Origin of the sequence: Salinimicrobium sediminilitoris (assembly GCF_020866905.1) — a bacterium.
Taxonomy (GTDB): Bacteria; Bacteroidota; Bacteroidia; order Flavobacteriales; family Flavobacteriaceae; genus Salinimicrobium; species Salinimicrobium sediminilitoris.
Map to the genome: position 1 here is coordinate 496654 of NZ_JAIVCC010000005.1, position 26772 is coordinate 523425.

General features: G+C 41.8%; 22 protein-coding genes. 11 read left to right on the forward strand and 11 right to left on the reverse strand.

Annotated elements, in window-relative coordinates; all coding sequences use genetic code 11:
• Positions 1 to 14 precede the first annotated feature (14 nt).
• Genes LA313_RS07360 through LA313_RS07370 form a run of 3 tightly spaced genes read left to right on the forward strand, consistent with a single transcriptional unit; the run spans position 15 to position 1769 of the window.
• Positions 15 to 380: a cupin domain-containing protein gene (locus tag LA313_RS07360; protein WP_228914031.1), complete on the forward strand. Its 366-nt coding sequence runs from the start codon at positions 15 to 17 to the stop codon at positions 378 to 380.
• Positions 381 to 386: 6 nt separating this feature from the next.
• Positions 387 to 1334: a 2-hydroxyacid dehydrogenase gene (locus LA313_RS07365; RefSeq protein WP_228914032.1), complete on the forward strand. Its 948-nt coding sequence runs from the start codon at positions 387 to 389 to the stop codon at positions 1332 to 1334.
• 48 nt (positions 1335 to 1382) lie between these two features.
• Complete coding sequence (locus LA313_RS07370; RefSeq protein WP_228914033.1) at positions 1383 to 1769, forward strand: VOC family protein; 387 nt, start codon at positions 1383 to 1385, stop codon at positions 1767 to 1769.
• Here the strand turns inward: LA313_RS07370 and LA313_RS07375 are convergent.
• The 3 genes from LA313_RS07375 to LA313_RS07385 form a co-directional block, all read right to left on the reverse strand.
• On the reverse strand, positions 1764 to 2273 hold the full coding sequence (locus tag LA313_RS07375; RefSeq protein WP_228914034.1) for a hypothetical protein: 510 nt from the start codon (positions 2271 to 2273) through the stop codon (positions 1764 to 1766). The genes LA313_RS07370 and LA313_RS07375 overlap by 6 nt on opposite strands.
• A 165-nt stretch (positions 2274 to 2438) precedes the next feature.
• On the reverse strand, positions 2439 to 4574 hold the full coding sequence (locus LA313_RS07380; protein WP_228914035.1) for a hypothetical protein: 2136 nt from the start codon (positions 4572 to 4574) through the stop codon (positions 2439 to 2441).
• Positions 4575 to 4736: 162 nt separating this feature from the next.
• The gene (locus LA313_RS07385; protein WP_228914036.1) at positions 4737 to 5570 is read right to left on the reverse strand and encodes a hypothetical protein; all 834 of its coding nucleotides are present in this window, start codon (positions 5568 to 5570) and stop codon (positions 4737 to 4739) included.
• A 291-nt stretch (positions 5571 to 5861) separates the two neighbouring features.
• On the opposite strand from LA313_RS07385, the gene LA313_RS07390 reads away from it, so the two are divergent.
• Positions 5862 to 7076, forward strand: coding sequence for an MFS transporter (locus tag LA313_RS07390; RefSeq protein WP_228914037.1), 1215 nt, complete (start codon positions 5862 to 5864; stop codon positions 7074 to 7076).
• 383 nt (positions 7077 to 7459) lie between these two features.
• Here LA313_RS07390 and LA313_RS07395 read toward each other — a convergent pair whose 3' ends face one another.
• From LA313_RS07395 to LA313_RS07415, 5 genes are all read right to left on the reverse strand, one after another.
• Positions 7460 to 7660, reverse strand: a complete 201-nt coding sequence (locus LA313_RS07395; protein ID WP_228914038.1) for a YwbE family protein — start codon at positions 7658 to 7660, stop codon at positions 7460 to 7462.
• 1 nt (position 7661) lies between these two features.
• Complete coding sequence (locus LA313_RS07400) at positions 7662 to 8312, reverse strand: SDR family oxidoreductase (RefSeq protein ID WP_228914039.1); 651 nt, start codon at positions 8310 to 8312, stop codon at positions 7662 to 7664.
• Between the two features lie 83 nt (positions 8313 to 8395).
• On the reverse strand, positions 8396 to 10219 hold the full coding sequence (locus LA313_RS07405) for a GNAT family N-acyltransferase (RefSeq protein WP_228914040.1): 1824 nt from the start codon (positions 10217 to 10219) through the stop codon (positions 8396 to 8398).
• 19 nt (positions 10220 to 10238) lie between these two features.
• Positions 10239 to 11489, reverse strand: a complete 1251-nt coding sequence (locus LA313_RS07410; RefSeq protein WP_228914041.1) for an aspartate kinase — start codon at positions 11487 to 11489, stop codon at positions 10239 to 10241.
• Complete coding sequence (locus LA313_RS07415; RefSeq protein WP_228914042.1) at positions 11486 to 11968, reverse strand: GNAT family N-acetyltransferase; 483 nt, start codon at positions 11966 to 11968, stop codon at positions 11486 to 11488. Before LA313_RS07415 ends, LA313_RS07410 begins: the two co-directional genes overlap by 4 nt.
• Positions 11969 to 12085: 117 nt before the next feature.
• Between LA313_RS07415 and fbp the strand changes: the two genes are divergently transcribed.
• Positions 12086 to 13096, forward strand: a complete 1011-nt coding sequence (gene fbp, locus LA313_RS07420; protein ID WP_228914043.1) for a class 1 fructose-bisphosphatase — start codon at positions 12086 to 12088, stop codon at positions 13094 to 13096.
• Positions 13097 to 13126: 30 nt separating this feature from the next.
• On the opposite strand, the gene LA313_RS07425 is transcribed toward fbp, so the two are convergent.
• Positions 13127 to 13552 (reverse strand): tellurite resistance TerB family protein, encoded by a 426-nt coding sequence (locus tag LA313_RS07425; RefSeq protein WP_228914044.1) that lies wholly within the window; start codon positions 13550 to 13552, stop codon positions 13127 to 13129.
• Positions 13553 to 13783: 231 nt separating this feature from the next.
• Between LA313_RS07425 and LA313_RS07430 the strand changes: the two genes are divergently transcribed.
• The 5 genes from LA313_RS07430 to pdeM all read left to right on the forward strand — a co-directional run bounded on the left by LA313_RS07430 (position 13784) and on the right by pdeM (position 20883).
• On the forward strand, positions 13784 to 14824 hold the full coding sequence (locus tag LA313_RS07430; RefSeq protein WP_228914045.1) for a ligase-associated DNA damage response exonuclease: 1041 nt from the start codon (positions 13784 to 13786) through the stop codon (positions 14822 to 14824).
• A 369-nt stretch (positions 14825 to 15193) separates the two neighbouring features.
• Positions 15194 to 16783 carry an ATP-dependent DNA ligase gene (locus LA313_RS07435; protein WP_228914046.1) on the forward strand — a complete coding sequence of 530 codons (1590 nt, stop codon included), beginning with the start codon at positions 15194 to 15196 and terminating at the stop codon, positions 16781 to 16783.
• A 234-nt stretch (positions 16784 to 17017) separates the two neighbouring features.
• On the forward strand, positions 17018 to 17419 hold the full coding sequence (locus LA313_RS07440; RefSeq protein ID WP_228914047.1) for an endonuclease domain-containing protein: 402 nt from the start codon (positions 17018 to 17020) through the stop codon (positions 17417 to 17419).
• 291 nt (positions 17420 to 17710) lie between these two features.
• Positions 17711 to 20236, forward strand: a complete 2526-nt coding sequence (locus tag LA313_RS07445; protein ID WP_228914048.1) for a ligase-associated DNA damage response DEXH box helicase — start codon at positions 17711 to 17713, stop codon at positions 20234 to 20236.
• Entirely contained in the window at positions 20221 to 20883 is a 663-nt protein-coding gene (gene pdeM, locus LA313_RS07450) for a ligase-associated DNA damage response endonuclease PdeM (protein ID WP_333473551.1), read from the forward strand. The genes LA313_RS07445 and pdeM overlap by 16 nt, the downstream gene beginning before the upstream one ends.
• A gap of 337 nt (positions 20884 to 21220) precedes the next feature.
• On the opposite strand, the gene tnpA is transcribed toward pdeM, so the two are convergent.
• Positions 21221 to 21670: an IS200/IS605 family transposase gene (tnpA, locus tag LA313_RS07455; RefSeq protein ID WP_228914049.1), complete on the reverse strand. Its 450-nt coding sequence runs from the start codon at positions 21668 to 21670 to the stop codon at positions 21221 to 21223.
• 309 nt (positions 21671 to 21979) lie between these two features.
• Between tnpA and mfd the strand changes: the two genes are divergently transcribed.
• Complete coding sequence (gene mfd / locus LA313_RS07460; RefSeq protein WP_228914050.1) at positions 21980 to 25366, forward strand: transcription-repair coupling factor; 3387 nt, start codon at positions 21980 to 21982, stop codon at positions 25364 to 25366.
• Positions 25367 to 25427: 61 nt separating this feature from the next.
• Here mfd and LA313_RS07465 read toward each other — a convergent pair whose 3' ends face one another.
• Entirely contained in the window at positions 25428 to 26687 is a 1260-nt protein-coding gene (locus LA313_RS07465) for a cation:proton antiporter domain-containing protein (RefSeq protein WP_228914051.1), read from the reverse strand.
• Positions 26688 to 26772 lie beyond the last annotated feature (85 nt).

Below are 26772 nucleotides of genomic sequence, written 5' to 3' on the forward strand. Positions count from 1 at the left end.
AAAAATGCCATTGTATGATACCTATTGATCCCAGAGAAAAATTGAAAAGCTTCAGCAACCATTGGCATCCGCGTCAAATAGGGGTTGTCAATGACATGCAGGTACTCGTAGCGAAAGTGAAAGATGAATTTGTTTGGCATCAACATGATGAAGAAGATGAATTGTTCCAGGTGCTAAAGGGAACTTTATATCTTCAGTTCGAAGATCACACAGAGACTGTAAGGGAAGGGGAGATCATTATTGTTCCCAAAGGAGTCAAACATTGTCCTATGACTAAAGATGGTGAGGAAGTGCATATTATGCTGTTTGAAAAACTCAGCACCAAACACACCGGGGAGGTGGAAGACAGCCTCACCCAATCTGACTATCCAAAAATCTGATTTTTCATGACCATTCTTCACGCCGACTCCAATCACCCCACTCTTTTACAACAGCTCGAAGCTAAAGGACATATAAACATTGAAGCTTACAATCAAAGTGAGCAGGAGATCCTGGAGAACCAACATCTATATGATGGCATCGTAATAAGGAGCAGGTTTAAAATCGACAGAGATTTCCTTGATGCTGCGCCCAATTTAAAATTCATCGCCCGTGTAGGTGCAGGTTTAGAGAGTATTGATGTAGAGTATGCTAAAAAAAGAGGTGTGAAGCTATTTTCTGCACCCGAAGGAAATAGAAATGCAGTGGGCGAACATGCCCTGGGAATGCTTCTTTCCCTCTTCAACAAACTAAACCAGGCCGACAGGCAGGTTCGGGAAGGCTTGTGGTATCGTGAAGCCAACCGCGGAGTAGAGCTTGAAGGGAAAACTGTTGGGATCATTGGCTATGGAAACATGGGAAAGTCCTTGGCCAAAAAGCTGCAGGGGTTTGATGTAAAGGTGGTTTGTTATGACATTTTAGAGGGAGTGGGAGATGAGCATGCAGAGCAGGTTTCTTTGGAGAAATTCAGGAGAGAATGTGATGTGGTTAGCCTACACACTCCCTGGACTCCGGAAACTAACAGAATGTTCAATAAAGATTTTATTCAGGCTTTCGAAAAATCTTTCTGGCTAATCAACACCGCTCGTGGAAAAAGTGTGGTCACCGAAGACCTTGTTTCGGCCTTACAATCTGGAAAGATCCTTGGTGCAGGACTGGATGTACTGGAGTATGAAAAAGGTTCTTTTGAAGATCTTTTTACTGAAGCTGCCGAAATGCCTCAGGCACTTCAGGAGCTGCTGGTAATGCCCAACGTGCTCCTAAGTCCCCACGTGGCAGGATGGACGGTAGAAAGCCACAAAAAGCTGGCCGATACCATAGCTCATAAGATCATAGCTCATTTTAAGGATCTATAAAGAAAAGGTGCACTACCAGTGCGTCTCCGTTTTTAAACAAAAGGTACTATGAAAAAAAGAGTAACAGGCATAGGCGGGATCTTCTTCAAAACCAAAGATCCAAAAACAACAAAAGATTGGTACAATAAACATCTTGGCCTTAACACAGACCAGTGGGGGAGCACTTTCTGGTGGAAGGATAAAGAAGGAAACGACTGCTCTACCCAGTGGAGCCCAATGAAAGAAGACACAGATTATTATGAGCCTTCAAAAAAGCAGTTTATGATTAATTACCGGGTGGAGAACCTGGAAGAATTGCTTGAGGAACTAAAGAAAGAGGGCGTAGAGATCGTAGGGGAGATGCAGACTTTCGAATATGGGAAGTTCGGCTGGATCATGGATCCCGACGGTAACAAGATCGAACTGTGGGAACCGAATGATAAGGCTTTTTTATAGCAGCTTCCCTGCCACATTCTTATCGTGCTTTATTATCTCGTCATTCAGGTATTCCTTGAAATTCCTTAACAATCCGTCTTCCTCGCTTCTAATGAAGTTCAATAATCCTATGATTGCGAGTGGAAAAATGGCAAACTGGATTAAGAAAATTGGCCATTCGAATTTGATAATTATCTGAAGAAAAACAACCAGCAATGGTAGAACGATCAATAATGTAGCAAGGAAAGTTTTGCTTCTTGTTTTCAGTTCAATTTTCGTTTTTGAATTTTCTATTTCAGTCAATTTCCCATAGAATAAAATTTCACTTTTAGTATTTGGTCGGTTTATATCAAATATTAGGTTGCTGCCGTATGAAAAATTTAAGCTTATTATGAACCTGCGGTCCGTCAACCATTGTAAGTGAAATTTTTCAGGATCTCTATTCAATATTTGTTTTACCTCCGCGGGTTTAATTGTTACTCCAAGATTCTCAGTCCTGGATTCATAAAGGGAGCGAAATTTCATTTTTAATTGGTTGGAGGAATTTCAACGGTCTCGTTTATTTCCAGTTGGCGCAGTAGGGCACTCAAATTTATCGGTTCAGTATTAGTTGGTTTGTCAAATTAATTTTTTTTCTTTCTAACGCTACCGGCTATTGACGATAAACTGTTGTTAGCTGCTGGCTTTTAACTATTTGCCTGTAAAGAAGTCTATTCCCATTGGTGTTAGGATATATTTATAAGTTTTACCAGCTTCTTTTTTTCTGCTAATTAAATTATGCTGTTCGTCTAATTTTTTTGCTCTCCAACCAATCAATTGTCCGCTATAATCTACCTCTTGAGCAATGTCCCTCGCATATAACTCAGTATCTGAATTTTGAAGTTCTTTTAAAATTTTTACTTCAGGTATGGGAAGCATTTTGTTTTTATCGATACGATCAATTTGATCTTTAATATCATCAGATAGTGTTTCGATAATGACCTTTGATTGACATTTATTACACCTATAATTATTAAACTCTAAGAATTTTAAATCCTGAATTTCAAATTGTTTCTCACAATCTGGATTCGAACAGATTATACGTTTAGCGTTAGATAAGAACTCTGTAATTACTTTGGTATAATTAAATGGTCTTTCAATAAAGTATTTACGATATTTTGTGCCTTTTGGCTTACCCCAAATTATATTTTCTTTTTTACATAGACCATAGTTTAGGGAATATATAGAAACCGGTAATCCATCCTTATCACTTAAATCATTATACTTACTTATGAAAAAGTTTAATTCTAACGTCTTAAGAAATTCTTCAAATCTCGGATCGAAATGAAAGTGACTGGAGTAAGGAGTGTTTTGTAAATATATTGAACCTTTTAATTCTTTTGAAGTAATTCTTTTCTTTATGTTCTTAGCTTTTTCTATAAAAATGTTTAGAAGACTTTTTAGCTGAAGAACTGATATTTTTTCATCTAAAGAAATTAGTGAGTGAGTGGTTGTTTCGAAAAATGAAAATATTTTTTCATTGTAATATCTTTGTGAAGCTTCCTCAATGTCGCTTTTATTAATTTTATTATCATAAATTATTCTACTTTGATAACAGTAGGAAAGTATATATCCTAATATTCGAGGAACATTCATAGATGCATTAAAAAGAATTTCAAAGTAATCATCCATTGAGTTCTTAGATGTTTCAAAGAATTCTTCGACTTCTGAATCCGCAAACCTTCTAAATCTCTTTTCTAAAATTCTTTTTGTAAATCCAATTGCATTGGTTTCCATTTTATCTCTATCGAATTCTGAATAAAGATTATAAAAATCTAAATTGATCGTATCTATCTTTCCAGGATCTATTTTCCCAAAATAAATTCGATTAGGATAAGCAGCAACTTTAAACTTGATAAACTCATCGGACCAGTTATTTAGTGGAGCTAGTATTACATCAACAAATGTCTTGATTGAGTCATCGTCAATTTCAGAAAAATCATCTAGGAGTATGTATAAATGTCTTATTTTGAGTAGAGATAAAGTCTCTTTTATCCCCACAATTATTTCTTTGATTTGAAATACTTTCAGAAAAACATTTGAAAAAACATCTTCATTTTCAAAAGATGTTTTTTGGCCTTTTTTCCATCCAATACCCGAATTTGTTCCGGCTTTTCCCGAAACTCCATCTGGATTCGCCTTTACCTCAAAATCAACGCCTTTTAAATCGATATTTCTTTCTTTGGTATTTTCTTCCGAACTTTTTTGAGAAACACTAATTTTCTGTAAAATCGGAATTTCAATATTTTCTAAATATTTATTATCCTCAACATTGTTCTTAAGCTCCTCTAGTTTTTCTTTTACAGCCTCAACTTGAGTAACACCGATGATTTCTAATAACTTGTCAATATTAGAATCAAACTTTTTGGTTACCTGTTCAATAATCGCACTTAGGACATTTTGTATAAAAGCTCTTTCAATTAAGTATTTATCTAATAAGTCAGATGGTATTAAATCATCTAAACCATTAACTCTTGATAATTTTGTCTGTGAAGATTCATAGATTGTTTTAACATCTAAATAGCATGGTAAATAGCCTTTCATTTCTCTTAATTCTTGCTCGATTCTGAGAAAAATTGTCGATTTGCCTGTACCTTTTCTTCCTATTAAAAATGTCGTGTTTTCTTTTAAGGATTTTTGTAATATGTAATCATTAGGTAGTAAATCTGTATATAGTTCCTTAAGTAAATTTCTTCCACGTTGATCAATTAAATCAGCTCTTCTATATTTTTTTAGTGATTCTACTGCTTCAAAGAATCCTGTTTTTTGAGTTTGTGTGTATGTCATAAATTTCTTCTAAAGGCTTGCATAATAGTAGTCTATGCTATCCCAAGTTGCGGGAGTAGGGATCCGGACTTGTCAGCTTAGTTTTCTAATTTCTTGGTTTCCTAAAATTAAACTTCTTCAATAATACCCGTAATTTGGGATGAACCGTAGTTGTGCAAAGTATTATTCATCCATTCTTTCTTTGAAATACTGATCTACCATAGCTTTACCTTTTGGTGTCAAATAGTACTTATCAGTTTTATTTGTCAAATTATGGACTTTTGTTATTAAATCTTCTTCAAAATACATTACTAAACCTAATTCATCTACTTGGTCTTTTGGATACTCTGTTTGCTTTAATAATTCTGTAATATCCTTTATGAATCTATCTATGAAACTTTTATCATAATTATGATACTCTTGATATATTCTTTTTTTCTCTTTCTCTATTTCTTCTTTTTTTTCTAGAAGGATATCGTATTTCTCTGTATTTGATTTCAAATGTTCGTTAGTATCAGATAACTGGGTTTTTAATTCAGAATTTTCCGTTTCTAAGCTATCTATAAAATCATCTTTTTTAATCAACTCGTTACTGAGGTTGGTTATCTTTCGATTTAAATCGGACTTTTCTTTATAGTCTGCTCTTAAATTTTCTAGTTTTACTTCTTCTTCAGCTAGTGCTTGCTGTCCCTTAATATCGATCAGTCTTTGTTGTAAGAAACTATCTTTTCTACCTTTCAATGCAAAATGGCCAATTTTATCAAATAGCCACATAACATAAGGAAGTACTGCAACATATACGACGGCAATAATTAATGGGAGGATTAAATAAGTACTAACACTATTATAATCATTTTCGACAATATCAATTCTTTTTTCTATGATTTTACTCGAAAATAGTATAACTAAAATTGCTTTCCAGTTTAAAGCTAAAAACGAAATAATAAAGGACCCAATAAATGGATTTTTAATTCTTTCTTCGGAGGACCTCAAAATTGAGGAGATTAAATTTTTCATATAATATTTGCCCAACTTCTTATACCCCAAATAAACCTGTTGTTTTCCCTTTTTTATTTACCGGATAAACAATTCTACCTGAGGCTCAGTAAATCTATTAAAATTTTGTTAAGGAACTTGAGGGAAAACCGTAAAGAAGCCGGATTTCAGCCAGAAGAGCTAAAAATTCAGATTACACTTTTCACTGAGAAACCTGCACGAAATCCTTTTCTTTTAAAAATATCCTAAAGAGCAGCTAACTTTTTCCCTGCGGGAATAAGGCCTTACCTTTGCAGCTTCAAAAAAGGCATTTTGAAGGATTATTTTTACTTTCTAAAGGGAAATTTCAGGACCGTAAGCTTTGGTTGGCTGCTCACGCTTCTATCGGGCTTTGGACAAACTTTCCTTATTTCCCTCTACGTACCCGAGATCATCAGGTCTTTCAGTATTTCTGAAGGTGCTTTTGGAGCGATCTATGCCGGCTGTACGATTGCAGCTTCTTTCATCATGCTTTCCGTTGGTCATACGGTAGATCATAAGCCGGTTAAAAAAGTCACTGCTTTTACAGTTGCTGGCCTGGCACTTTCCAGTATCCTGCTTGGAGTTTCTGAAAGTATAATTCTGCTTATAGTTGCAGTTACCGGCCTCCGACTTGCAGGCCAGGGGTTGCTCACGCACATTAGCATGACCATCATGTCAAAGCAATACGTGAATGACCGCGGAAAAGCCCTGAGCTTTTCCTCTCTCGGTTTTTCGGTAGGGGAAGCTATTTTTCCGCTTATCATCGCTTTCCTCATAAGCTGGTTCGATTGGCGGGTTGCCGCAATTGCCAGTGGGGTTGCTCTTTTGATCTACCTCATCCGACTTAAATTCACCCGACTTGAATATTTTGATGAAAAGCTGTCGACAAAGGGAAGTCCGTCTCCCTGGTCTTTATTAAAGGATTATAAATCTGTGGTTTTTGACAGGAAGTTCGGAGTGATGATGCCCGCCAGTTTCATCCTTAGCTTTGGTGCAACTGCGATCTTCTTTTATCAGTATGTATTTGTGGAGAACAAAGGCTGGTCTGTACAATTATACGCCACCTTCTTTACTGTTTATGCAGTAACCCGTTTCCTTTTTTCCCTTTTTGGAGGGATGTGGGTAGATAAATTCACAGCCAGGAAACTCTTCCAGTATTATTTGATCCCAATCAACTTAGGGCTGTTGCCTTTTGCTTTCATGGAAAGCATCGTAGGAGCATTGATCTTTCTCGTCACCGCCGGAATAAGTATGGGAGTGGCAGGAACGGTCAAAACAGCTTTAATAGCCGAACTCTACGGAACAGAAAAAATGGGAGTGATAAGAAGTGTCTTCACCATGTTCTCCGTCATTAGTACCGCACTGGGACCCCTCGTAGTCGGCTTATTAATGGACGCCGGAGTAGGCTTTGAATACCTCATGGCCGGAATTTTTGTCCTCATGGCCCTGATCATCATCAACTCTCAACGGATCAAATCCTATCAGGATCAGGAAATACCTGCATAATGCCTTATTCTCGATACAAATCTGTTCCTGCTATCGCAGTTCCAGATTCACCCAAATTGACACAAAGATTCATTTTTTGTGAAGACATTCGGCTGATTTGAAATAATCGATCATTAAAGAAAATTCTGTTCTTTTTCCATTGATGAAAAAGAACCAAAAAATCGGCTTACGAAAATGTTGCTAAAATTTTCATTCGGAGCCTAAATTTTAGGAACTCGCCACCATCCTTTTGAAAAATTTCATAATCTCGATGGCTCAAAAGCCTAAAATTTTACGGCTCACTCATTTCAATTTTCACGCAAAATTTTCGATAGGCCGTTTGATGATATCCTCTGAATCGACAGCGGAATCTTGTTAATTGGCAATTGTTTATTGCTAATTGATCAGGCAAGCGTGTCTTCAATCTTCTGAACTCTCCCCACTTCTCCCGTTTCCAACCGTACTTTTATTCCGTGGGGATGCATGGGAGATTTAGTAAGTATGTCGGCCACGTAACCATAGGTCAGCCTGCCCGATCGTTGATCTTGCTTTTGCACTATTGCCACCCTGCTTCCGGGGGTAAGATCTTTTCTTGTGGGTTTCATTTTACCCGCGGCTTAGTTCGATCATAGCAGATTTTATTGGTTCTTCGCCTTCAATAGCTTCAAAGGTCATATTTTGAACCAGGGGATCTGCCAGGGACATAATTAAAAGAAAAGCCACATCGTCTCTTGGGATCTCTCCTGCGCCTTCGAGCTTGTGTGCCAGTTCTACTTTTCCGGTGCCCATGTCATCAGAAAGTCTTCCCGGGCGTATAATCGTGTAGTTTAGTCCGCTTTCCTCAAGATGTTTATCTGCTGCTGCTTTTGCTTTAAGGTAGTGCTCCAGCTTTGGATGGCTGGAAGGTTCATCTGCTCCCATTGCGCTTAACATGATGAACTTTTTGACTTTAGCCTTTTTGGCTGCATCGATAATTTTAATAGCCCCTTTTTCATCTACTTCCGTAGTTTTTTCCTCTCCGGTATCTCCTCCCGAACCTGCAGCAAAAATCACTTTTTTGACACCTTTCATCGCTCCGGAGAAGTCCTCCTGCTCCAAGTCGGCAAGTACCCACTTGACTTCCATGTCCTCAAAAATGGTCTTTTGCTCTTCCTTTCTAATCATGGCCATCGGCTCAAAACTCTGACTGTTGTTGAGGATCTCAATAATCCTTTTTCCTGTACTTCCGGTTGCTCCTACTATTAATATCTTTTCCATGTTTTCTATTTTTTTCCTAAAACAGCAAGTTAAGCATCAAAAAATCTAAATCCAACTTCATGTTTTTAATATGAAGAGCAGGTTTACTTTGGAAGTTCTCCGTTTTTCCGCATTTCTGTGACCTTGCGCTCCAGTTCCTGCTGAAATTCTTCCATTACCGGGCGTACAGTGCTTTCCGGAAGGTCGGCTATTCGAATGTACATAAGTCCGTCAACTGCGTCATTGAACATAGGATCCACGTTGAAGGCTACTACTTTGGCATTTTGCTTAATATACTTTTTTATAAGCACAGGAAGGCGCATGCTTCCCGGTTCTACCTCGTCAATGATCTTGTCAAATTTATTGAGATCGGCTTTGGTCTCATCGAAAATTAGATCCTTATCCTGGTCCTTAAGTTTTACTTTGAATTCTTTTTTAGGCCTTATGTATTGAGCTACATATGGGTCATAATAATTTGACCTCATGAACTCTATCATTAAAGACTTTGAAAAGTTGGAGAACTTGTTGCTAATACTTACCCCTCCTATAAGGTATTTGTGCTTCGGAAATCTCAAGGTGCAGTGTACTATCCCTTTCCAAAGTAAAAACAGTGGCATGGGACGCTGCTGATATTCCTTAATAATGAAGGCCCGGCCCATTTCGATAGATTCGCTCATCATTTTATGCAGCTCTGGCTCAAACCTGAAGAGATCCTGCAGGTAAAATCCATTGATCCCATACTTCTCAAAGATCTCGGCGCCCATACCCATTCGATATGCTCCTGCAATTTTGTTGGTCTCATTATCCCACAGGAACATGTGATAATAATAATCATCAAATTTATCGAGGTCGGTAGACATATTGGTCCCTTCGCCTATTGCCCTGAAGGTGATTTCCCGAAGCCTTCCAATTTCCTTGAGCACATTGGGAATGATCTCTTTTTTGGCAAGAAAAACTTCATAGTTTTTACTTTCCAGTAGTCTTTTGTCCAGTTTGCGGCAGAGTTCCACCTCTGCCATCATAAGATCGGAATGTGTTTCTTCCACGATCTTTTTCGGAGGTTTCGGGATCTTAAAGTTCTTGGGAATACCTTTCAAAAATGGCTTTTTTTCAAAGGCATTGGCAAGCATATAAGTCTTTCGGCGTAAGAAAGCCGTTAATGATTCTACGGTGGTGATCTCCTCCAGGTCCTTGGGTTGGATAGGGTTTCCAATCCGCACTTTGATCTTGCGTCTCTTTTGTGAAAGCATCTCACTGGGCAGCTTGGCAGTTCTAAGGACATCACTTACCGAAGCCAGTTTATAGAAAAAGGTGCTGTTCTTGGCATGAAAATAAACCGGGATCACGGGTACTTTGGCCTTCTGAATAAGTTTCATCGCCGCAGGATCCCACGGCCGGTCCACGATCCTTCGTTCATCGCGATAGGTGGAAACTTCTCCCGCCGGGAAAATTCCCAGAGGTTTCCCCTCCTGTAAATGGGTTATGGCTTCTTTTATACCTCTTGTGCTGGATTGTGCTTCCTTGTGATCTTCAAAAGGATTGACAGGCATAATAAACGGCTGAATAGGCTCAATACGCTGTAGCAAAAAATTGGCGATCACCTTAAAATCCTCCCGCTGTGACAGTAAAAGCTTAAGCAAGATCATCCCGTCAATCCCTCCCAGGGGATGATTTGAAATGGTAATAAAAGGTCTTGACTTTGGGATTCGCTTCAGGTCATCTTCAGGAATCTCAAAATCTATTTCAAAACCTTTCAGAATAGAATCGATAAATTGAGGGGCAGTCATATGCTTCCGCTTATCATATTCCTTATTGATCACCGAAAGTTGGGTGGTTTTTAAGACTATCCACCCTATAGAAGTTCCTATAAATCCGAATTTGTCCAAATTCATGACTTTGGCAACTTCTTTTGCACTTACAATTCCCATTCAGTATGTTTTTTAAATCTTAAGGTATGGCTACTAATTGCACGGTTTCCCGGGTAGTCTGTTTAAGCAGGATCTTCTTGTCTTTTTCCAGTGCCTCTACGGCTTTTTCATCAAAATGCCTTATGGTGTAAAGGGAAACCCCGGTGTTGTAACTCACTCTAAAGGTCGCCTTTAAATGATTGATCAACTTTTCCAGGTTATTAAATTTATTATCAATACAAACAGAAAAGCTAATGGCCGAATTCTGAATAAGGTCCACTTTTATCTGGTATTTATGAAATAAACTGAAGATCTCGCTTATATTTTTTTCCAGGATAAAGGAAAAGTCCAAGGAAGATAAAGAGATCAAAACCTGGTCTTTTTTGACAATAAAGCAAGGGATCTTCGGAAGTATAGGCTGCCCCTTTCTTACTGCCGTTCCCGGGTTCCCCGGATTCAAAAATGATTTCACAAACAACGGAATTTCCTTTCGCTGCAACGGCTGAAGCGTCTTTGGATGGATCACCGAAGCCCCGTAAAATGCAAGTTCTATGGCTTCTTCATACGAGATTTGCTCCAGCAGGTGCGGATTTTCAAATGCTCTTGGATCTGCATTCAACACTCCGGGGACATCTTTCCAGATGGTTACGCTGTCGGCATTCAGGCAATAGGCGAAAATTCCGGCGGTGTAATCACTTCCTTCCCGTCCCAAAGTAGTGGAAAAGTTATTAGGATCTCCACCAATAAAACCCTGTGTTATCGTGAGGCTCTTAGGATTAACTTTTAATTTTATTTGTGCCTGTGTTTCGTCCCATTGCACTTGTGCATCACGGTAAGTACTATCAGTTCGAATGCAGTTTCTCGCGTCAAGCAGGTCATTTTTAATTCCGCGGGAAGAAAAATATGTGCTAACAATATTGGTTGAAAGTAACTCCCCGTAGATCACAACCTGATCGTAAACGAAGTCATAATTGGTCGAGCGGTTATGATTAAGGAAATTCTCCAGTTCCTGAAATATATCCCGCACTTGAGCAAAAGCAATATGATCTTTATTTTCGAAAAGTCCCAGCAGGATCTCTCTGTGATATTCCTTTACCGGCTGTAGAGCATCATTAAATTGCCCTTTTTGAAGATAATCTTTTACAACCTCCTCCAGGGCATTGGTGGTCTTCCCCATAGCCGAGATGACTATAAGCTTTTCATTAATTCCTTCTCCCTCGAGTACCTTGAGAACGTTCTTTACTCCGCCGGCATCTCTTACAGATGCGCCTCCAAATTTGAATACCTTCATCTGGCAGTTTCTACGTAGTTGGTGATTCCGTTCTCATCCATCTGCACTGTGTACCAACCCTCAAGAATATTAGCTCCGCTGCGTTTGTAAAAGTCAATGGCATGCGTGTTCCAGTCCAGCACCACCCATTCCACACGTTTTAATCCCTGTTCCTTGGCATATTCAATCACCTTTCGATATAATTGGTTTCCAAGCCCGGTACCACGTTTTTCCTCTCTTACAATAAGATCCTCCAGATGCAGCGTTCGGCCTTTCCAGGTGGAAAAACGATAGTATACAAGGGCCATACCTTCGATCCTGCCATCAACTTCAGCCACAAAAACATGAAAAAGCGGATGCTCTCCAAAACCTTCCTTTTCCAAAGTCTCGACAGTGGTGATTACTGCATCGGGTTCTTTCTCAAAGGCGGCCAGTTCTTTAATAAGTTCCAGCACTGCCGGCATGTCTTCCTTTCTTGCATCTCGAATTATGGTATCCATAGCTTTTGTTTACTGACAAAAATAGAGATTTGATTTTAAGATTAAATTACGAAAACGTTATAGTCGCTTAAAATATTTTGGTTTAGTTTTGTCCGGTAAAGCATATTTACTACTTCCATGATCAAGAAAAATCAAACATTAGGCGAGTTTATTATTGAAAACCAGGCAGAATTCGCTTACTCCTCCGGAGAACTTTCCAGATTAATCAATTCCATAAGACTTGCCGCCAAAGTGGTAAATCACGAGGTGAACAAAGCCGGACTGGTAGATATTACAGGAGCAGCAGGAGAAACTAATGTTCAGGGCGAAGATCAACAAAAACTGGATGTATATGCTAACGAGAAGTTTATCCAAACCCTCACAAACCGTGAGATTGTGTGCGGGATCGCTTCCGAAGAAAATGACGATTTCATAACCATTGCCGGTTCAAATAATGACCACAAAAACAAATATGTAGTTCTAATGGACCCGCTGGATGGTAGTTCTAACATCGATGTAAATGTTTCTGTAGGTACCATCTTCTCCATATATAGAAGAGTTAGTCCTGTGGGAACGCCTGTTCAACTGGAAGATTTTCTACAGCCCGGGAACAAACAGGTCGCTGCAGGCTACGTGGTTTATGGGACTTCAACTATGCTTGTGTATACCACCGGGCACGGAGTGAATGGATTTACGCTTAACCCGGCATTGGGATCATGGTATCTGTCTCATCCCAATATGAAGTTCCCCGAAAAAGGATGTATTTACTCTGTTAATGAAGGGAATTACGTACATTTTCCAAAGGGAGTGAAAAATTATATAAAATATTGCCAGGAAGAAAAGGAAGACAGGCCTTATACCTCAAGGTATATAGGATCTCTGGTTTCCGACTTTCACCGGAATATGATCAAAGGTGGTATTTATTTCTATCCAACCACCTCCAGTGCCCCGAATGGAAAGTTGAGGTTGCTTTATGAATGTAACCCTATGGCCTTTATTGCCGAACAGGCCGGTGGGAAAGCGAGTAACGGCTTCGACAGAATTCTTGATATTGATCCTACCGAGTTGCACCAACGGGTGCCCTTCTTCTGCGGTAATAAGGAAATGGTGGAGAAAGCCGAAGAATTCATGGCGAAAGACCCCGAATAACTTCAGCTTCTAAAAAGGCATTTTAAGAACCTATTTATTCTTGTATAACAGGTAGCGGTAGTCATCAAAGCTCATCCCGCTAAAGATTTCCATGGAACGTTTAATGATCCCTTCAGAAACCTGGGGCGAGAAGCCCATACCTATTGCGTATTTGCGCAGCAATTCTACCTCTTCCTCATCTATGTCATGGTCTGAATAAATGATCCTGAAAAGATCATAAAGTCTCTCAAGCCGTCCTTCCATTGAATTATTAGGGTGAATTGGAAATGCATTTGGATTTTTAAGCACCTTAGTATACTCGTCTTCCTGAATATCGAGCTTCATCGCGAATCTCTTTAACTGGGCTTCTTCCCGGTCATTAATAGGTCCGTCTGCAGCGGCAAGATTTACAATTGAAGCAAAATGCCCTAAATTTCTAAGGTGTTCCCCGGTTCCAAATAGGTCTGAAAATGACATAGTCTAGTATTTTTTACTCAAATATAATAAAATAAGGAGTATTTAATGATTGTGCTTTGGGGGTTTCCCCCACTTTAAAAGCGGGGGCCGCGCTTTCCGCTCATAGTCCCTCGCCTTTACAGGCTTCGGGAGCTATCCGCTGCAATCGCTAACCCAAAAAAATCCCATTTTCAGGTTTAATATTTTCCTAATACCACAGCTGTCCTGCTCAAAAAATCCTAACTTGAATTTATGCCGCTCAAAAAACAGATAAAACCCCTGCTTTGTTTTGATGACAAAGGTATCTACTGCGAACCTGCGGGTGTTTATTTGGATCCCTGGAAACCTGTTGATAAAGCTATTATTACCCATGGCCATGCCGATCATTCCCGCTGGGGCCACAAGCAATATATCACGCATAATACCAATGTTCCCATTATAAAACATCGATTGGGGGAGATCGAAGTTTCCGGAAAAGAATACGGAGAAACATTCCTTATCAACAACGTAAAATTTTCCCTTTTTCCGGCAGGTCATATTATAGGTTCTTCACAAGTACGGGTAGAGCATAAAGGAGAAGTCTGGGTTTTTAGTGGAGATTATAAGACCGAAGATGACGGTATTTCTACTCCTTTTGAACCCGTTAAATGTCACGCCTTCATTACCGAATGCACCTTTGGATTGCCCGCTTTTAAATGGCTGCCGCAGGAGCAGGTGATGAATGATATCAACAGCTGGTGGCAGCAAAATCGATCTGAGGGAAAAACATCAGTTTTGTTCGGTTATTCCCTCGGAAAAGCTCAGCGATTGCTGAAGTTTTTGGATCCTTCTATCGGAAAGATCTTTACCCATGGCGCCATTGAAAATATGACGGAAGTGCTCAGGCCGTTAGCCGATTTTCCCGAAACTACCCGCATCACCCGCGAAACAAAGAAGGAAGAAATTAAAGGAGGAATGGTACTGGCACCGCCCAGCGCCCACGGCAGTACCTGGATAAGGAAAATGGTGCCCTACGAAACCGGAATGGCCAGTGGCTGGATGGCCTTTAGAGGCGCCCGCCGCCGCAGGGCCGTTGACCGCGGATTTGTATTGTCAGATCATTGTGATTGGCAGGGACTGTTGTCATCGATCAAAGCCACAGGTTGTGAAAGAGTAATCTGCACCCACGGTTATTCGGAGATCTTCTCCCGCTTCCTAAATGAACAGGGCTACGACGCCCGCACCGCCGATACTCAATACGAAGGAGAACTGGCGGAGATGAATTCTAAAAAGGAAGAAAATGAAGAAGATTAAAAAAGTGGTCAGTGGTCGGTGGTCAGTAGCTCCCTCGCTGAATAGCGGAGTTGCCGGGCAAAAATAACCTTGCAGTAAAGTAGAAGTCAGATTTTTGAAGTACGAATTTTGATTTTCTGCTTTGTCAGCCCCAGCGGGGCGAAATATTGGTAGCCCGGGGTGAAACCCCGGGTTGTAGATATTCCGAATCATGCCGTCCGTAGGAGCGACCCCGGGGTAGTAATATGATAGTGGTCAAAAAAGAGATAAAAGAAAGACAAAAGCAGCAAATGAAATAATCAGCAATTAATAAAAAATAATCAGTATTTAATAGAAAATATTCAATCCCAATTAACCAATCACTAATCCCTAATTAACTAATTAACCAACGTGGAGGAATTCGCAGCACTTATAAGAGAACTTGACAGCACCAACAAAACCACGGTGAAGGTGGCGGCATTGACACGTTATTTTCAGCGGGTGCCGAATAAGGATAAGGTGTGGGCAATTGCTATCCTCTCGCACCGCCGTCCGCCAAGACCGGTGAATACAACCTTGCTGCGTCAATTTGCAGCCGAACTCGCTAATATTCCGCTGTGGTTATTTGAAGAATCCTATCATATTGTAGGAGATTTGGCTGAAACTATTGCATTGGTCATTCCGCCGGCAGAGGAATCCAGTGAAAAAAGCCTTACCCAATACCTTGAGGAGATCATCGACCTTAAATCTGCCACCGAAGCCGATAAAAAGGAATACCTGCACGAGAACTGGGCAGCATTGAATTATTACGAACGCTTTGTTTTTACAAAGCTAATTACCGGAAGTTTCAGAATTGGGGTGAGTCAGAAGTTGATGACCCGCGCCCTTTCAAAAGCCGCCGATATAGATGAAGATGTACTTGCCTATAAATTAATGGGTAATTGGAATCCGCAAAAAATCTCTTTCCAAAAGCTCATTTTAGAAGAGAATGAAGAAGATTTTCTTTCAAAACCATATCCGTTTTACCTGGCGTATGCTATTGAAGGAGAACCTCAGGATCTGGGTGATCCCGCCGACTGGTCTGCCGAGCATAAATGGGACGGAATAAGATCTCAGGTGGTGATTCGGAACCGGGAGATCTATGTGTGGAGCCGGGGAGAGGAGCTCGTTACCGATAAATATCCTGAATTTTCCTCCTTTTTGGAGATCATCCCCGACGGAACGGTAATAGACGGTGAGATCCTTCCTTTTCCGGAAGGAGATATTGGAACATTCAACGACCTGCAAACCCGCATCGGCCGAAAAACCGTTTCAAAGGCGCTGCTGGAAAAGACTCCGGTAATATTAAAAGCTTACGACCTGTTGGAGTGGCAGGGAGAAGACATTCGTACAATGCCTTTTTTGGAAAGAAGAAAGATCCTGGAGAAGCTGCATTCCACGGCAGCAACAGAAGAAACTCCTTTTCATCTCTCCAAAACTATTTCCTTCAACAAATGGGAGGAAGCTACTGAAGAACGGGAAAGGGCGCGGGAGGTCAAAAGCGAAGGCCTGATGCTCAAGCGGTGGGATTCGCCGTACCTCGTAGGAAGGAAAAAAGGCGATTGGTGGAAATGGAAGGTAGAGCCATTGACCGTTGACGCTGTCCTCACCTACGCTATGCGTGGCCACGGCCGCCGCTCCAATCTTTTTACCGATTACACCTTTGCGCTCTGGCAGAATAACGAGCTGGTCACCTTCGCCAAAGCCTATTCAGGCCTTACAGATGCAGAATTCCGCCAGGTGGATGCCTGGATCAAGAAGAACACGGTCGAACGTTTTGGTCCTGTCCGCTCGGTCACACCTCAGCTGGTTTTCGAAATAGCCTTCGAAGGCATAGCCGAATCCAAAAGACATAAAAGCGGAGTCGCCACAAGATTTCCTAGAATTTTAAGGTGGAGGCAAGACAAAAAAATTGAAGAAGCAAATACAATAGAGGAATTAAAGCAGTTGATCCCGAAATAAACCACCCCGTCTCCGCTACCGCGGATCCACCCCTCCTTAAAAAAAGGAGGGGAGCTTTTCGGAACAGCTTTGCTGTTCCCGTAAACAAATGTGGGTTTAAAAAATTTATAAAAGTGAAGTAAAATTATCAATAGTAGTACAAATAGCTCCTTCCCTTGCTAAGGGAAGGTGGATCCGCCGCAAGGCGGAGACGGAAGGGTCTGACGGCTGCTTCTAAATTATTACACAGCCAAAATGAAAAAGAAAATCCACAACCGTAAACCCCTCGAACCATACCGCAAGAAGCTCCGCCACCACGGCACAACTGCCGAGGCCTACCTGTGGATGCATCTGCAAAAAAAGAAGCTGGAGGGAAGGAAATTCAGGAGGCAGCATAGTATTCTAAATTTCATTGTAGATTTCTATTGTGCAGAAGAAAGGCTGGTGATCGAACTCGATGGGCAGTATCATATGAATCCTACTAACCAAGAAAAAGACAGTGTGAGAACAAAGAGGCTGGAGGAATTAAATATGAGAGTGCTAAGATTTGAGAATAAGACAGTATTTGATAATTTGGAGTGGGTGTTGGAGGAGATAAAGAAAAATTTCAGGAACGGACCACCCCGTCTCCGCTCCCGCGGATCCACCCCTCCTTGAAATAAGGAGGGGAGCTTTAGGGAACAGCTTTGCTGTTCTATGGACAGATGTGGGTTTATCGAAAAAGTGAAAAAGAAACTAAAAATATAAATAGTACCACAAACAGCTCCTTCCCTTGCTAAGGGAAGGTGGCATTCCGAAGGAATGACGGAAGAGTTCCATGGGAACACGAATTTAAATTTTTAACTAAAGAAATATTCATAGGAGTACCAAACAAAAGCTCCTTCCCTTGCCAAGGGAAGGTGGCTCCGCCGAAGGCGGAGACGGAAGGGTCCAACCGGAGACGAAAAAATGAACAAACCCCAACTCATAAAACTCGCCAACGACTGGTTCAAATCCCGGTCCTGGAAGTCCTTTGCTTTTCAAAAAGAGTCCTGGAAGGCTTTTTTGGATGGTAAGCACGGACTACTCAATGCCCCCACCGGGAGCGGGAAAACCTACGCTCTCTGGATCCCGATCGTGCTGGATTACATTAGACAAAATCCGGATTATAAAACTAAACACAAACCCGGACTCAAAGCTATCTGGATCACGCCGCTGCGGGCGCTCTCGGTGGAGATCGAGCAGGCGGCGAACCGGTTTGCTCAGGATATTGGCAGCGGACTTACGGTAGGTATCCGCACCGGCGATACTTCCCAAAAATTACGTGCTGCCCAGAAGAAACAAATGCCCGACCTCCTTATCACCACACCCGAAAGTCTGCAACTGCTACTTGCTTCCAAGAGTTATGCAAAGACTTTTAAGGATCTCAATGCTATTGTTATTGATGAGTGGCATGAGCTTTTAGGAACCAAGCGCGGAGTCCAGATCGAACTCGCAATTTCCAGGCTCAAAACTGTGGCTCCAAAAATGAAGATCTGGGGGATCTCTGCTACCATAGGAAACCTTCAGGAGGCACGTGAGGTTTTGCTGGGCCCGAAATCTGAAGCTTTTGAAAATTCAGTACTTATTCGGGCAGATATTAAGAAGAAGATCACTGTAAAATCTATTATTCCGGAGAAGATGGAAACTTTCCCCTGGCGGGGGCATCTGGGATTACACCTGATCGATGAGGTGGTGCCAATCATCCGGAAGTCCAGAACAACACTGCTCTTTACAAATACAAGGTCACAATGTGAGATCTGGTTTCAGCGGATACTTCAGAAGTATCCAGAATTTGCGGGAGAATTGGCTATGCATCACGGGAGTATCAACAAAGAGACACGACTATGGGTGGAGCAGGCGATACGGGATGAGCAATTAAAAGCGGTGGTAGCAACTTCCAGCCTCGACCTCGGAGTGGATTTCGCCCCGGTGGAGACCATTATTCAGATCGGCGGACCAAAAGGTGTTGCCCGATTTCTCCAGCGGGCGGGAAGAAGCGGCCACCAGCCGGGGAAGGAAAGCGTCATCTACTTTTTACCCACTCATGCCATGGAACTTATAGAAGCTTCAGCCTTACAAAAGGCAGTGAAGCATACGGTGGTGGAGGATCGTATTCCATACCTGAATTCGTTCGATGTTCTGGTTCAGTATTTAACAACTCTTGCAGTTTCAGACGGATTCTTTCCGAAGGAGATCTGGCCCGAGGTCAAATCCACCTTCTGCTATCAGGCACTTTCCGAAGAGCAGTGGGAGTGGCTGCTGAATTTCATCACTCAGGGAAGTCAGACGCTGCAGGCTTATGACGAATACAAAAAAGTAGAGATTGAGGAGGATGGGCTATTTAAAGTGAATAACAGAGCAATCGCCATGCGGCACCGGTTGCAGATTGGCACAATAGTAAGTGACGCGGTGCTGGCGGTGAAATATTTGGGCGGAGGATATATTGGTACCATCGAGGAATGGTTTATCTCAAAGCTGAATCCCGGGGATGTTTTCACCTTCGCCGGAAAGAACCTGGAGCTTTACCAGATCAAGAACATGCAGGTGATCGTGAAAAAATCGAAGGTAAAAAATTCCCGCTTCCCCAGCTGGGCGGGGGGACGCATGAGCTTTTCGGCACAAATGAGTGAGCTGCTGCGGGAGGAGATGTTTGTAGCTTCAGAAATTGAAGAAGCCGAATCGCCGCAGAATGTCACCCCAAGTACCTCGGCTGCGCTCGGTATAGGCTCCGCCGAGAAGTCAATTGAACTTCAGGCCATGACCAACATCTTCAAAAGACAAAAAAAGGAATCCATTATCCCAAAAAAAGATGAATTCCTCATTGAAACGTTCAAAACCCGCGAAGGATATCACGCTATTTTTTATCCTTTTGAAGGAAGATTTGTTCATGAAGCCATGGCCAGTCTGCTCGCCTACAGGATTAGTCTGCTGTCGCCCATCACTTTTTCACTGGCCTTTAATGACTACGGATTTGAACTGCTTTCCGATCAGGAGATCGATATGCAACAGGTCTTCGATAATGATCTTTTTTCTCCGGAACATCTCATGGATGATTTGCAAACCAGCCTGAATGCCACTGAGATGGCAAGAAGAAAATTCCGTGATATTGCCGTGATCGCCGGAATGGTCTTCACCGGCTTTCCGAACAAGATGATCAAAACCAAGCATCTTCAGTCCAATTCACAGCTGCTTTTCAGTGTTTTCAGAGACTATGAACCGGACAATTTATTGTTTCAGCAGGCGTTTAGAGAAACGTTCGAACATCAGTTGGAGGAAGGTCGTTTGAGATTGGCCATGGAGCGAATTTCGGAACAAAAATTGGTATGGAAACAATGCCAGAAACCCACGCCTTTCGCCTTTCCGATCATCACCGACAGGATGCGCGAGAAATTATCTTCAGAAAAACTGGAGGACAGAATTAAAAAGATGATGGCACAATGGGAAGACCTGTAGCTTCAAAAATGACAAAAACGCTTACTCTTAATAATCAGACTTTTATTTTACACCCTTCCGGCGCCATGTTCTGGGAGGAGGAAGATCTGCTGGTGATAAGTGACGTTCACCTGGGGAAGGTCTCCCATTTCCGGAAGTTTGGAAGTGCCGTGCCCCAACAGGCGGTGAAAGGTAACTTCCAAAAAATGGATGCTGTAATCACATTTTTCACACCTCAGAAAATTGTTTTCCTGGGAGATCTTTTTCACAGTTCCCTGAATAAGGAATGGCTGATCTTTGCAACCTGGCTGGAGAAAATTTCTGCGGAAGTCACTTTAGTAGAAGGAAATCACGACATCATTTCTCCGCTAAAATATGAAGCTTTGGGAGTAAAACTCACTCCGGAGATCGTGCTCCACAATTTCCTCTTCACCCACCACCCCGAAGAAAGAGCCGGATTCTTCAACTTTTCGGGACATATACATCCGGGAGTGAAAATCCACGGTTTGGGCCGACAACAACTCAAACTTTCCTGTTTCTTCAAATCAAGAGATCAATTGATCCTGCCTGCTTTCGGTGAATTCACCGGCAAGCATATCCTCATTCCGCAGGGAGATGATGAGGTGTATGTGGTGACAAATGAGGAGGTTATTTGTTTGAATGAATAAGGTATAATTGCAAAATAAGCCTGGAAATTAGTACTAAGACTCTTTGGAGAACCTAAAATTGGGCTAAAGCCCTTTCATAATGCCAATTTTTAACCACTGGCTGAAGCCAGTGGCAATTCATGGGTTCCAACAAATAATTCATTTTCAAATTCATCAATTGTCTCCGCTGAATTGCCTCCGCCTTCAGGCGGAGGATTAGGATATAGTATAAAGAAGGGCTTTAGCCCAAATTATCTCCATTGTAATGATGGAATATTTTAAAAGGAAACAATAAAGATGTTTCATGAATTGCCTCCGCCTTTAGGCGAGGATCAGAGAAGAGGTAAGCAAAACGGCTTTAGCCCAAATGTTCATCCTGGAATTTCTTAAAATTGTATTTTTTTATGAATTGCTCATATTCTTCCTGAAATGATTTCTTTCTGTGATGCTCTTCCTGATTTTTAATATAGTCTCTTACCCTATCAAGATTAGATTCTGAAACAGAGACAGCAAAATAATCATCCTGCCATTCAAATTTATGAGCGGTTAACTTGTTCTTGTTGATCCAATAAGAAGATTCACCTTTAATTAAATTTATCACCTTTTGAATAGTTTGATCTACACCTAAGGAAACTAAGCAGTGACAGTGATCTGCGTGTCCATTGACAAAGTCTACAAATATTCCTTTTGATCTGGCATTTTCTTCTATATGCTGCCACACTTTTCTTCGAAGTTCAGGAGAATTGAGGAAGGGAATCCTGTTTTTGGTGCTCCAAACAAAATGAAGGTAAACTTTAATGTAAGGCATGGTTTTGTGCTAATTGGCTGATGATGAATTTAATTAATAAATTTGATACAAAAAGATTGGGCTAAAGCCCTTGGGATTTTGTCATTCTAAACCACTGGCTGAAGCCAGTGGCAATTCATAGGTTGCAACATAAATTACTTTCAAATTCATGAATTACCTCCGCTGAATTGCCTCCGCCTTAAGGCGGAGGACCAGAGAATGATGAGAAATAGGGCTTCAGCCCAATCCTTTTCTTTTAACTCTTCCTTAATTCCTTCAGCTTTAGCTGAAAGGCAATAACTTCTTATCTTTGCACCAAATTTTTAATTTTTGAGTAAATCTTCTATTGCCCAAAGCTTTGCACAGTCGGCTCAACAGCTTGAACTGGGGAAAGCCCTTGCCCTGCCGCGAAATAATGTTCAGTTAAAAGGGCTGGTTGGTTCGGCACTTTCTTTTGTCATTGCCAATGCTTTTGAGGAAGCTGAGAAACCTTTTCTGCTGATCTTTAATGACAAGGAAGAAGCTGCCTACTATCTAAATGACCTCGAGCAACTTTTAGGTGACAAAAATGTGCTTTTTTACCCCGGAAGCTATCGCAGGCCATACCAACTGGAAGAAACCGATAATGCTAATGTGCTGCTCAGGGCAGAAGTACTCAACCGAATCAACTCCCGTAAAAAGCCGGCGCTAATAATTACTTATCCGGATGCCATTTTTGAGAAGGTAGTAACGCGGAAGGAACTTGAAAAAAACACACTGAAGATCAAGGTTGGCGACGAATTGTCTATTGACTTTGTGAACGAGGTGATGTTCGAGTACAAGTTCAAGAGAGTGGATTTTGTGACCGAACCAGGAGAATTTTCTGTTCGTGGAGGAATTCTGGATGTTTTCTCCTTCAGCAATGATGAACCGTACAGGATTGAATTTTTCGGTGATGAGGTGGAGAGCATCAGAACTTTTGATGTGGAGACGCAGCTGTCGACAGATCAGGTGAAGAAGATCACAGTGATCCCGAACGTAGAGCACAAGAAGCTTCAGGAAGTAAGGGAGAGTTTTTTGAAATATATTTCAGAAAAAACGGTGATCTTCAGCAAAGATACCGAGCTGCTTTTCTCAAGAATAGACAAACTCTTCGGAAAAGCCGAAGAAGCTTTTAAAGATCTTTCCGAAGACATAAAGCACAACGAGCCGGAAGAATTGTTCTGTAATTCGGCACTTTTGAAGGAGCAAATGCAGGATTATTCGCTGGTGACAATGAACTCAAACCAGACCCTGAAACAAGTTCAGGGTGACGGGGATTTTCAGCAAATACTTTTCAACACCAAACCTCAACCTTCTTTTAATAAACAATTCGACCTGTTGATCCAGGATCTGCATGATCATTCGGAAGGGGGATATTCCAATTATATTTTCTGCGTCAGTGAGCAGCAGGCCAAGCGTTTTCACGACATATTTGATGATGTAGATAAAGAGGTAAAGTATAAAACCGTGGTTCTTTCCATGTATCAGGGGTTTATTGATGAGGCTTCAAAAATGATTTGCTATACAGATCACCAGATCTTTGAACGCTACCATAAATTCCACCTCAAGAACGGCTATGCGAAGAAGCAGGCGATCACGCTGAAGGAATTGACCAATCTTGAAGTCGGCGATTATGTTACGCATATTGACCACGGAATTGGAAAGTTCGGCGGACTTCAAAAAATTGATGTTGAGGGCAAAAAGCAGGAAGCGATCAAGCTCATCTATGGCGAACGCGACATCCTGTACTTGAGCATTCACTCGCTGCACAAGATCTCAAAATATAACGGCAAAGACGGGAAGCCGCCCAAGATCTATAAACTGGGCAGCAACGCCTGGAAAAACCTGAAACAAAAGACCAAGGCGCGGGTAAAACATATCGCCTTCAACCTTATCGAATTATACGCCAAGCGCCGACTGCAGAAAGGCTTTGCCTATGGCCCGGATTCTTATCTACAGCATGAACTCGAGGCCTCCTTTCTTTACGAAGATACGCCTGATCAAAGTACCGCCACAGCAGATGTTAAAGCCGACATGGAGAACGAACGCCCGATGGACCGCCTGGTGTGCGGGGATGTCGGCTTCGGAAAGACTGAAGTTGCGATAAGAGCCGCGTTTAAAGCTGTGGATAACGGAAAACAGGTAGCAGTGCTGGTGCCGACGACAATTCTGGCTTTTCAGCATTACAAGACTTTTACCGAACGCTTGAAAGATTTTCCAGTAACTGTCGATTACCTGAACCGTTTTAGGACCGCAAAGGAACGAAAAACCACGCTGGAGGAGCTGGAGAATGGAAAGGTGGATATAGTCATTGGAACCCATCAGCTGGTGAACAAAGCAGTTAAATTCAAAGATCTCGGACTACTTGTTGTGGACGAGGAGCAGAAATTTGGTGTGGCTGTAAAAGACAAGCTGAAGACCATTAAGGAAAATGTAGATACACTTACGTTGACCGCGACGCCAATTCCGCGTACCCTGCAATTCAGTTTGATGGCTGCCAGGGATCTATCTACAATAACAACTGCGCCTCCAAACAGGTATCCTATTGAGTCGCATGTGATAAGATTTTCAGAAGAAACCATTCGCGATGCCGTTTCCTATGAAATTCAGCGGGGCGGGCAGGTTTTCTTCATTCACAACCGGGTGGAGAACATCAAGGAAGTCGCGGGAATGATCCAACGACTGGTACCCGATGCGAAGATTGGGATCGGTCATGGACAAATGGAAGGAAAAAAGCTGGAGACTTTAATGCTGAAGTTCATGAACGGCGAATTCGACGTGTTGGTTTCCACGACTATCGTGGAAAGCGGACTCGACGTTCCAAATGCCAACACCATCTTTATCAATAACGCCAATAACTTCGGACTCTCAGATTTGCACCAGATGCGGGGACGCGTGGGTCGAAGCAATAAAAAAGCATTTTGCTATTTCATCACTCCGCCATACTCTGCCATGACCGATGATGCGAGGAAGCGAATCACAGCCCTGGAGCAGTTCAGCGAATTGGGCAGCGGATTCAATATTGCGATGAAAGATCTGGAAATTCGCGGCGCAGGTGATCTTTTAGGAGGGGAACAAAGCGGATTCATCAATGAAATAGGCTTTGATACTTACCAGAAGATCCTGAATGAAGCCATAGAGGAACTGAAGGAAAATGAATTCAGGGATCTTTATGAGGGGCAGGAGACAGAGGATAAGGAATATGTGAAGGATACGCAGATCGATACCGACTTTGAGCTGTTGTTCCCCGATGACTACATTAACAACATTTCCGAAAGGCTGAATCTTTACACTCAGCTCAACAACCTGAAAACGGAAGAAGAGCTTCAGAAATTTGAAGCCGAACTTGTCGATCGTTTCGGAGAACTACCTTCAGAGGCCGAAGATCTTCTAAACAGCGTCCGCATCAAATGGATCGCTTCTAAGATTGGACTGGAGAAGATCGTGATGAAGCAGGGAAAACTCATTGGTTATTTCATTGCCGATCAGCAGTCGCGTTTCTATCAGAGCAAAGCCTTTACAAAAGTGCTGCAGTATGTACAAACGCATCCGCAGTCTTGCACCATGAAAGAAAAGAAAACCCGCAGCGGGTTAAGGTTGCTGCTTACGTTTGAAAAAGTGACTACTGTAGATAGAGCGTTAAAGGTACTGCAACCTCTGGATGTGAAGGTGCCGGTGGAGATAGAGGAAAAATAAAACCTCTGAAAAAGATTTTAGACTTCACAGCCTCGATAATTATCGGGGCTGTGAGGTCTTTTTAAGTCCTACTCTCCAGGTTCTCCCGTTCATTAGTTCCTTCAGTGGAGTTGTGATACAGTTTTTCAAAAGGGACGCTGGTCAAACCATGGACAACTGTCGAAGCCGCAACAATGAGGCTTGGGATGATCCATGCATTTTCAAAATGCGCCTTGTCTTTGGATAGTACCGCATAGTAAAGAGCAGCAACTCCGATAGGGCCGAACCAACCCATAAGCAGCACACTGTATATTTTCTTCCGGAATTGAGGCATAATGGGCATGAGCAGCAAAAGTGCAGGTAGTCTTCTAAGGAAAAGGATAAGGATCACTATCCAAACCGAAGTCCAGCCCATACTATACCATTCCTGCCAGGGCAGCATTAGTCCCAGGATAAAAAACACGGGTATGGTTGTTAGTCGTTCCTTCGTCTCCTGAACTCTCTGTTCTTTGAGGTCTTCATTTGCTGTAATATCCTTGGCAAATGCGAAGCCACCGACAAATACAGCGATGATAGGATTCATTTTAAGCAGGTGAAAACCGCCTAAAAGAAGGAGGGCCACACCTATTGAAAAGGAAAGGAGAGTTTTCTCATTCAGATATCCTGCTTTGTGTGTTTTCTTCATTAGGAATCCGCAACCATACCCTACTCCGTAAGCCAGGATTGCACAGAGGATACTCTCGTAAAGCAGGACTTTTATGAACCATTCCGAAAGGTCGCCGCCGCCCTCTGCTCCTAACAGGTAGAGCGCTAAAAATACAATAGGATAGGCAAAACCGTCATTCGCACCTGCTTCAAAGGAAAGGGTATTCCTGATCTTTTCCGGGAGATATTTTTCAGCTTTTTCTCCCGTGACAAGAGTGGATGCGACTACGGGATCTGTAGGCGTCACAATAGCACCAATCAAGAGACATTCAAAAACAGATAACTTAGGAAGGAGCAGGTAAATTATTCCACTGCTCAAACCCCACATGAAGATCATTCCGAAGATAACAAGGTTAGAATAGGATACAGCGTTTTTCCTGAAGATGTGAGTTGGTAGTCTTAATGCTGTTGCCATTAAAGCCATTGCTATGGTGAATTGACAGGCGTATTCAAGCACCTTGAATTCCGAAATGGAATCTGATGTTTTTATGATGTTAAGAACATCTGGTCCAAGAAGTACTCCTAATAAAAGGGCAAGAAGTGGTTCTGTGACAGAAATATTCTGGATCTTTTTAAAGAAAGCCCCCGAAAGAATGATCAAAAAACTTATAAAGAATAAGATGAGCATTAAGTCCATGGCCTCAAATTTTTGTGCGGGTTTTCTTAAAGTTAAGTAGTCACTGCTCCTATTCTCTTAAGAATTTTATAAAATTCCTTTTTTG

Bases quoted from the DNA above. Each gene is read 5' to 3' on its own strand.
- LA313_RS07360 (WP_228914031.1), top strand. From the start codon at position 15: ATGATACCTATTGATCCCAGAGAAAAATTGAAAAGCTTCAGCAACCAT.
- LA313_RS07365 (WP_228914032.1), top strand. From the start codon at position 387: ATGACCATTCTTCACGCCGACTCCAATCACCCCACTCTTTTACAACAG.
- LA313_RS07370 (WP_228914033.1), top strand. From the start codon at position 1,383: ATGAAAAAAAGAGTAACAGGCATAGGCGGGATCTTCTTCAAAACCAAA.
- LA313_RS07375 (WP_228914034.1), bottom strand. From the start codon at position 2,273: ATGAAATTTCGCTCCCTTTATGAATCCAGGACTGAGAATCTTGGAGTA.
- LA313_RS07380 (WP_228914035.1), bottom strand. From the start codon at position 4,574: ATGACATACACACAAACTCAAAAAACAGGATTCTTTGAAGCAGTAGAA.
- LA313_RS07385 (WP_228914036.1), bottom strand. From the start codon at position 5,570: ATGAAAAATTTAATCTCCTCAATTTTGAGGTCCTCCGAAGAAAGAATT.
- LA313_RS07395 (WP_228914038.1), bottom strand. From the start codon at position 7,660: ATGAAACCCACAAGAAAAGATCTTACCCCCGGAAGCAGGGTGGCAATA.
- LA313_RS07400 (WP_228914039.1), bottom strand. From the start codon at position 8,312: ATGGAAAAGATATTAATAGTAGGAGCAACCGGAAGTACAGGAAAAAGG.
- LA313_RS07405 (WP_228914040.1), bottom strand. From the start codon at position 10,219: ATGGGAATTGTAAGTGCAAAAGAAGTTGCCAAAGTCATGAATTTGGAC.
- LA313_RS07410 (WP_228914041.1), bottom strand. From the start codon at position 11,489: ATGAAGGTATTCAAATTTGGAGGCGCATCTGTAAGAGATGCCGGCGGA.
- LA313_RS07415 (WP_228914042.1), bottom strand. From the start codon at position 11,968: ATGGATACCATAATTCGAGATGCAAGAAAGGAAGACATGCCGGCAGTG.
- fbp (WP_228914043.1), top strand. From the start codon at position 12,086: ATGATCAAGAAAAATCAAACATTAGGCGAGTTTATTATTGAAAACCAG.
- LA313_RS07425 (WP_228914044.1), bottom strand. From the start codon at position 13,552: ATGTCATTTTCAGACCTATTTGGAACCGGGGAACACCTTAGAAATTTA.
- LA313_RS07430 (WP_228914045.1), top strand. From the start codon at position 13,784: ATGCCGCTCAAAAAACAGATAAAACCCCTGCTTTGTTTTGATGACAAA.
- LA313_RS07440 (WP_228914047.1), top strand. From the start codon at position 17,018: ATGAAAAAGAAAATCCACAACCGTAAACCCCTCGAACCATACCGCAAG.
- LA313_RS07445 (WP_228914048.1), top strand. From the start codon at position 17,711: ATGAACAAACCCCAACTCATAAAACTCGCCAACGACTGGTTCAAATCC.
- pdeM (WP_333473551.1), top strand. From the start codon at position 20,221: ATGGGAAGACCTGTAGCTTCAAAAATGACAAAAACGCTTACTCTTAAT.
- tnpA (WP_228914049.1), bottom strand. From the start codon at position 21,670: ATGCCTTACATTAAAGTTTACCTTCATTTTGTTTGGAGCACCAAAAAC.
- LA313_RS07465 (WP_228914051.1), bottom strand. From the start codon at position 26,687: ATGGACTTAATGCTCATCTTATTCTTTATAAGTTTTTTGATCATTCTT.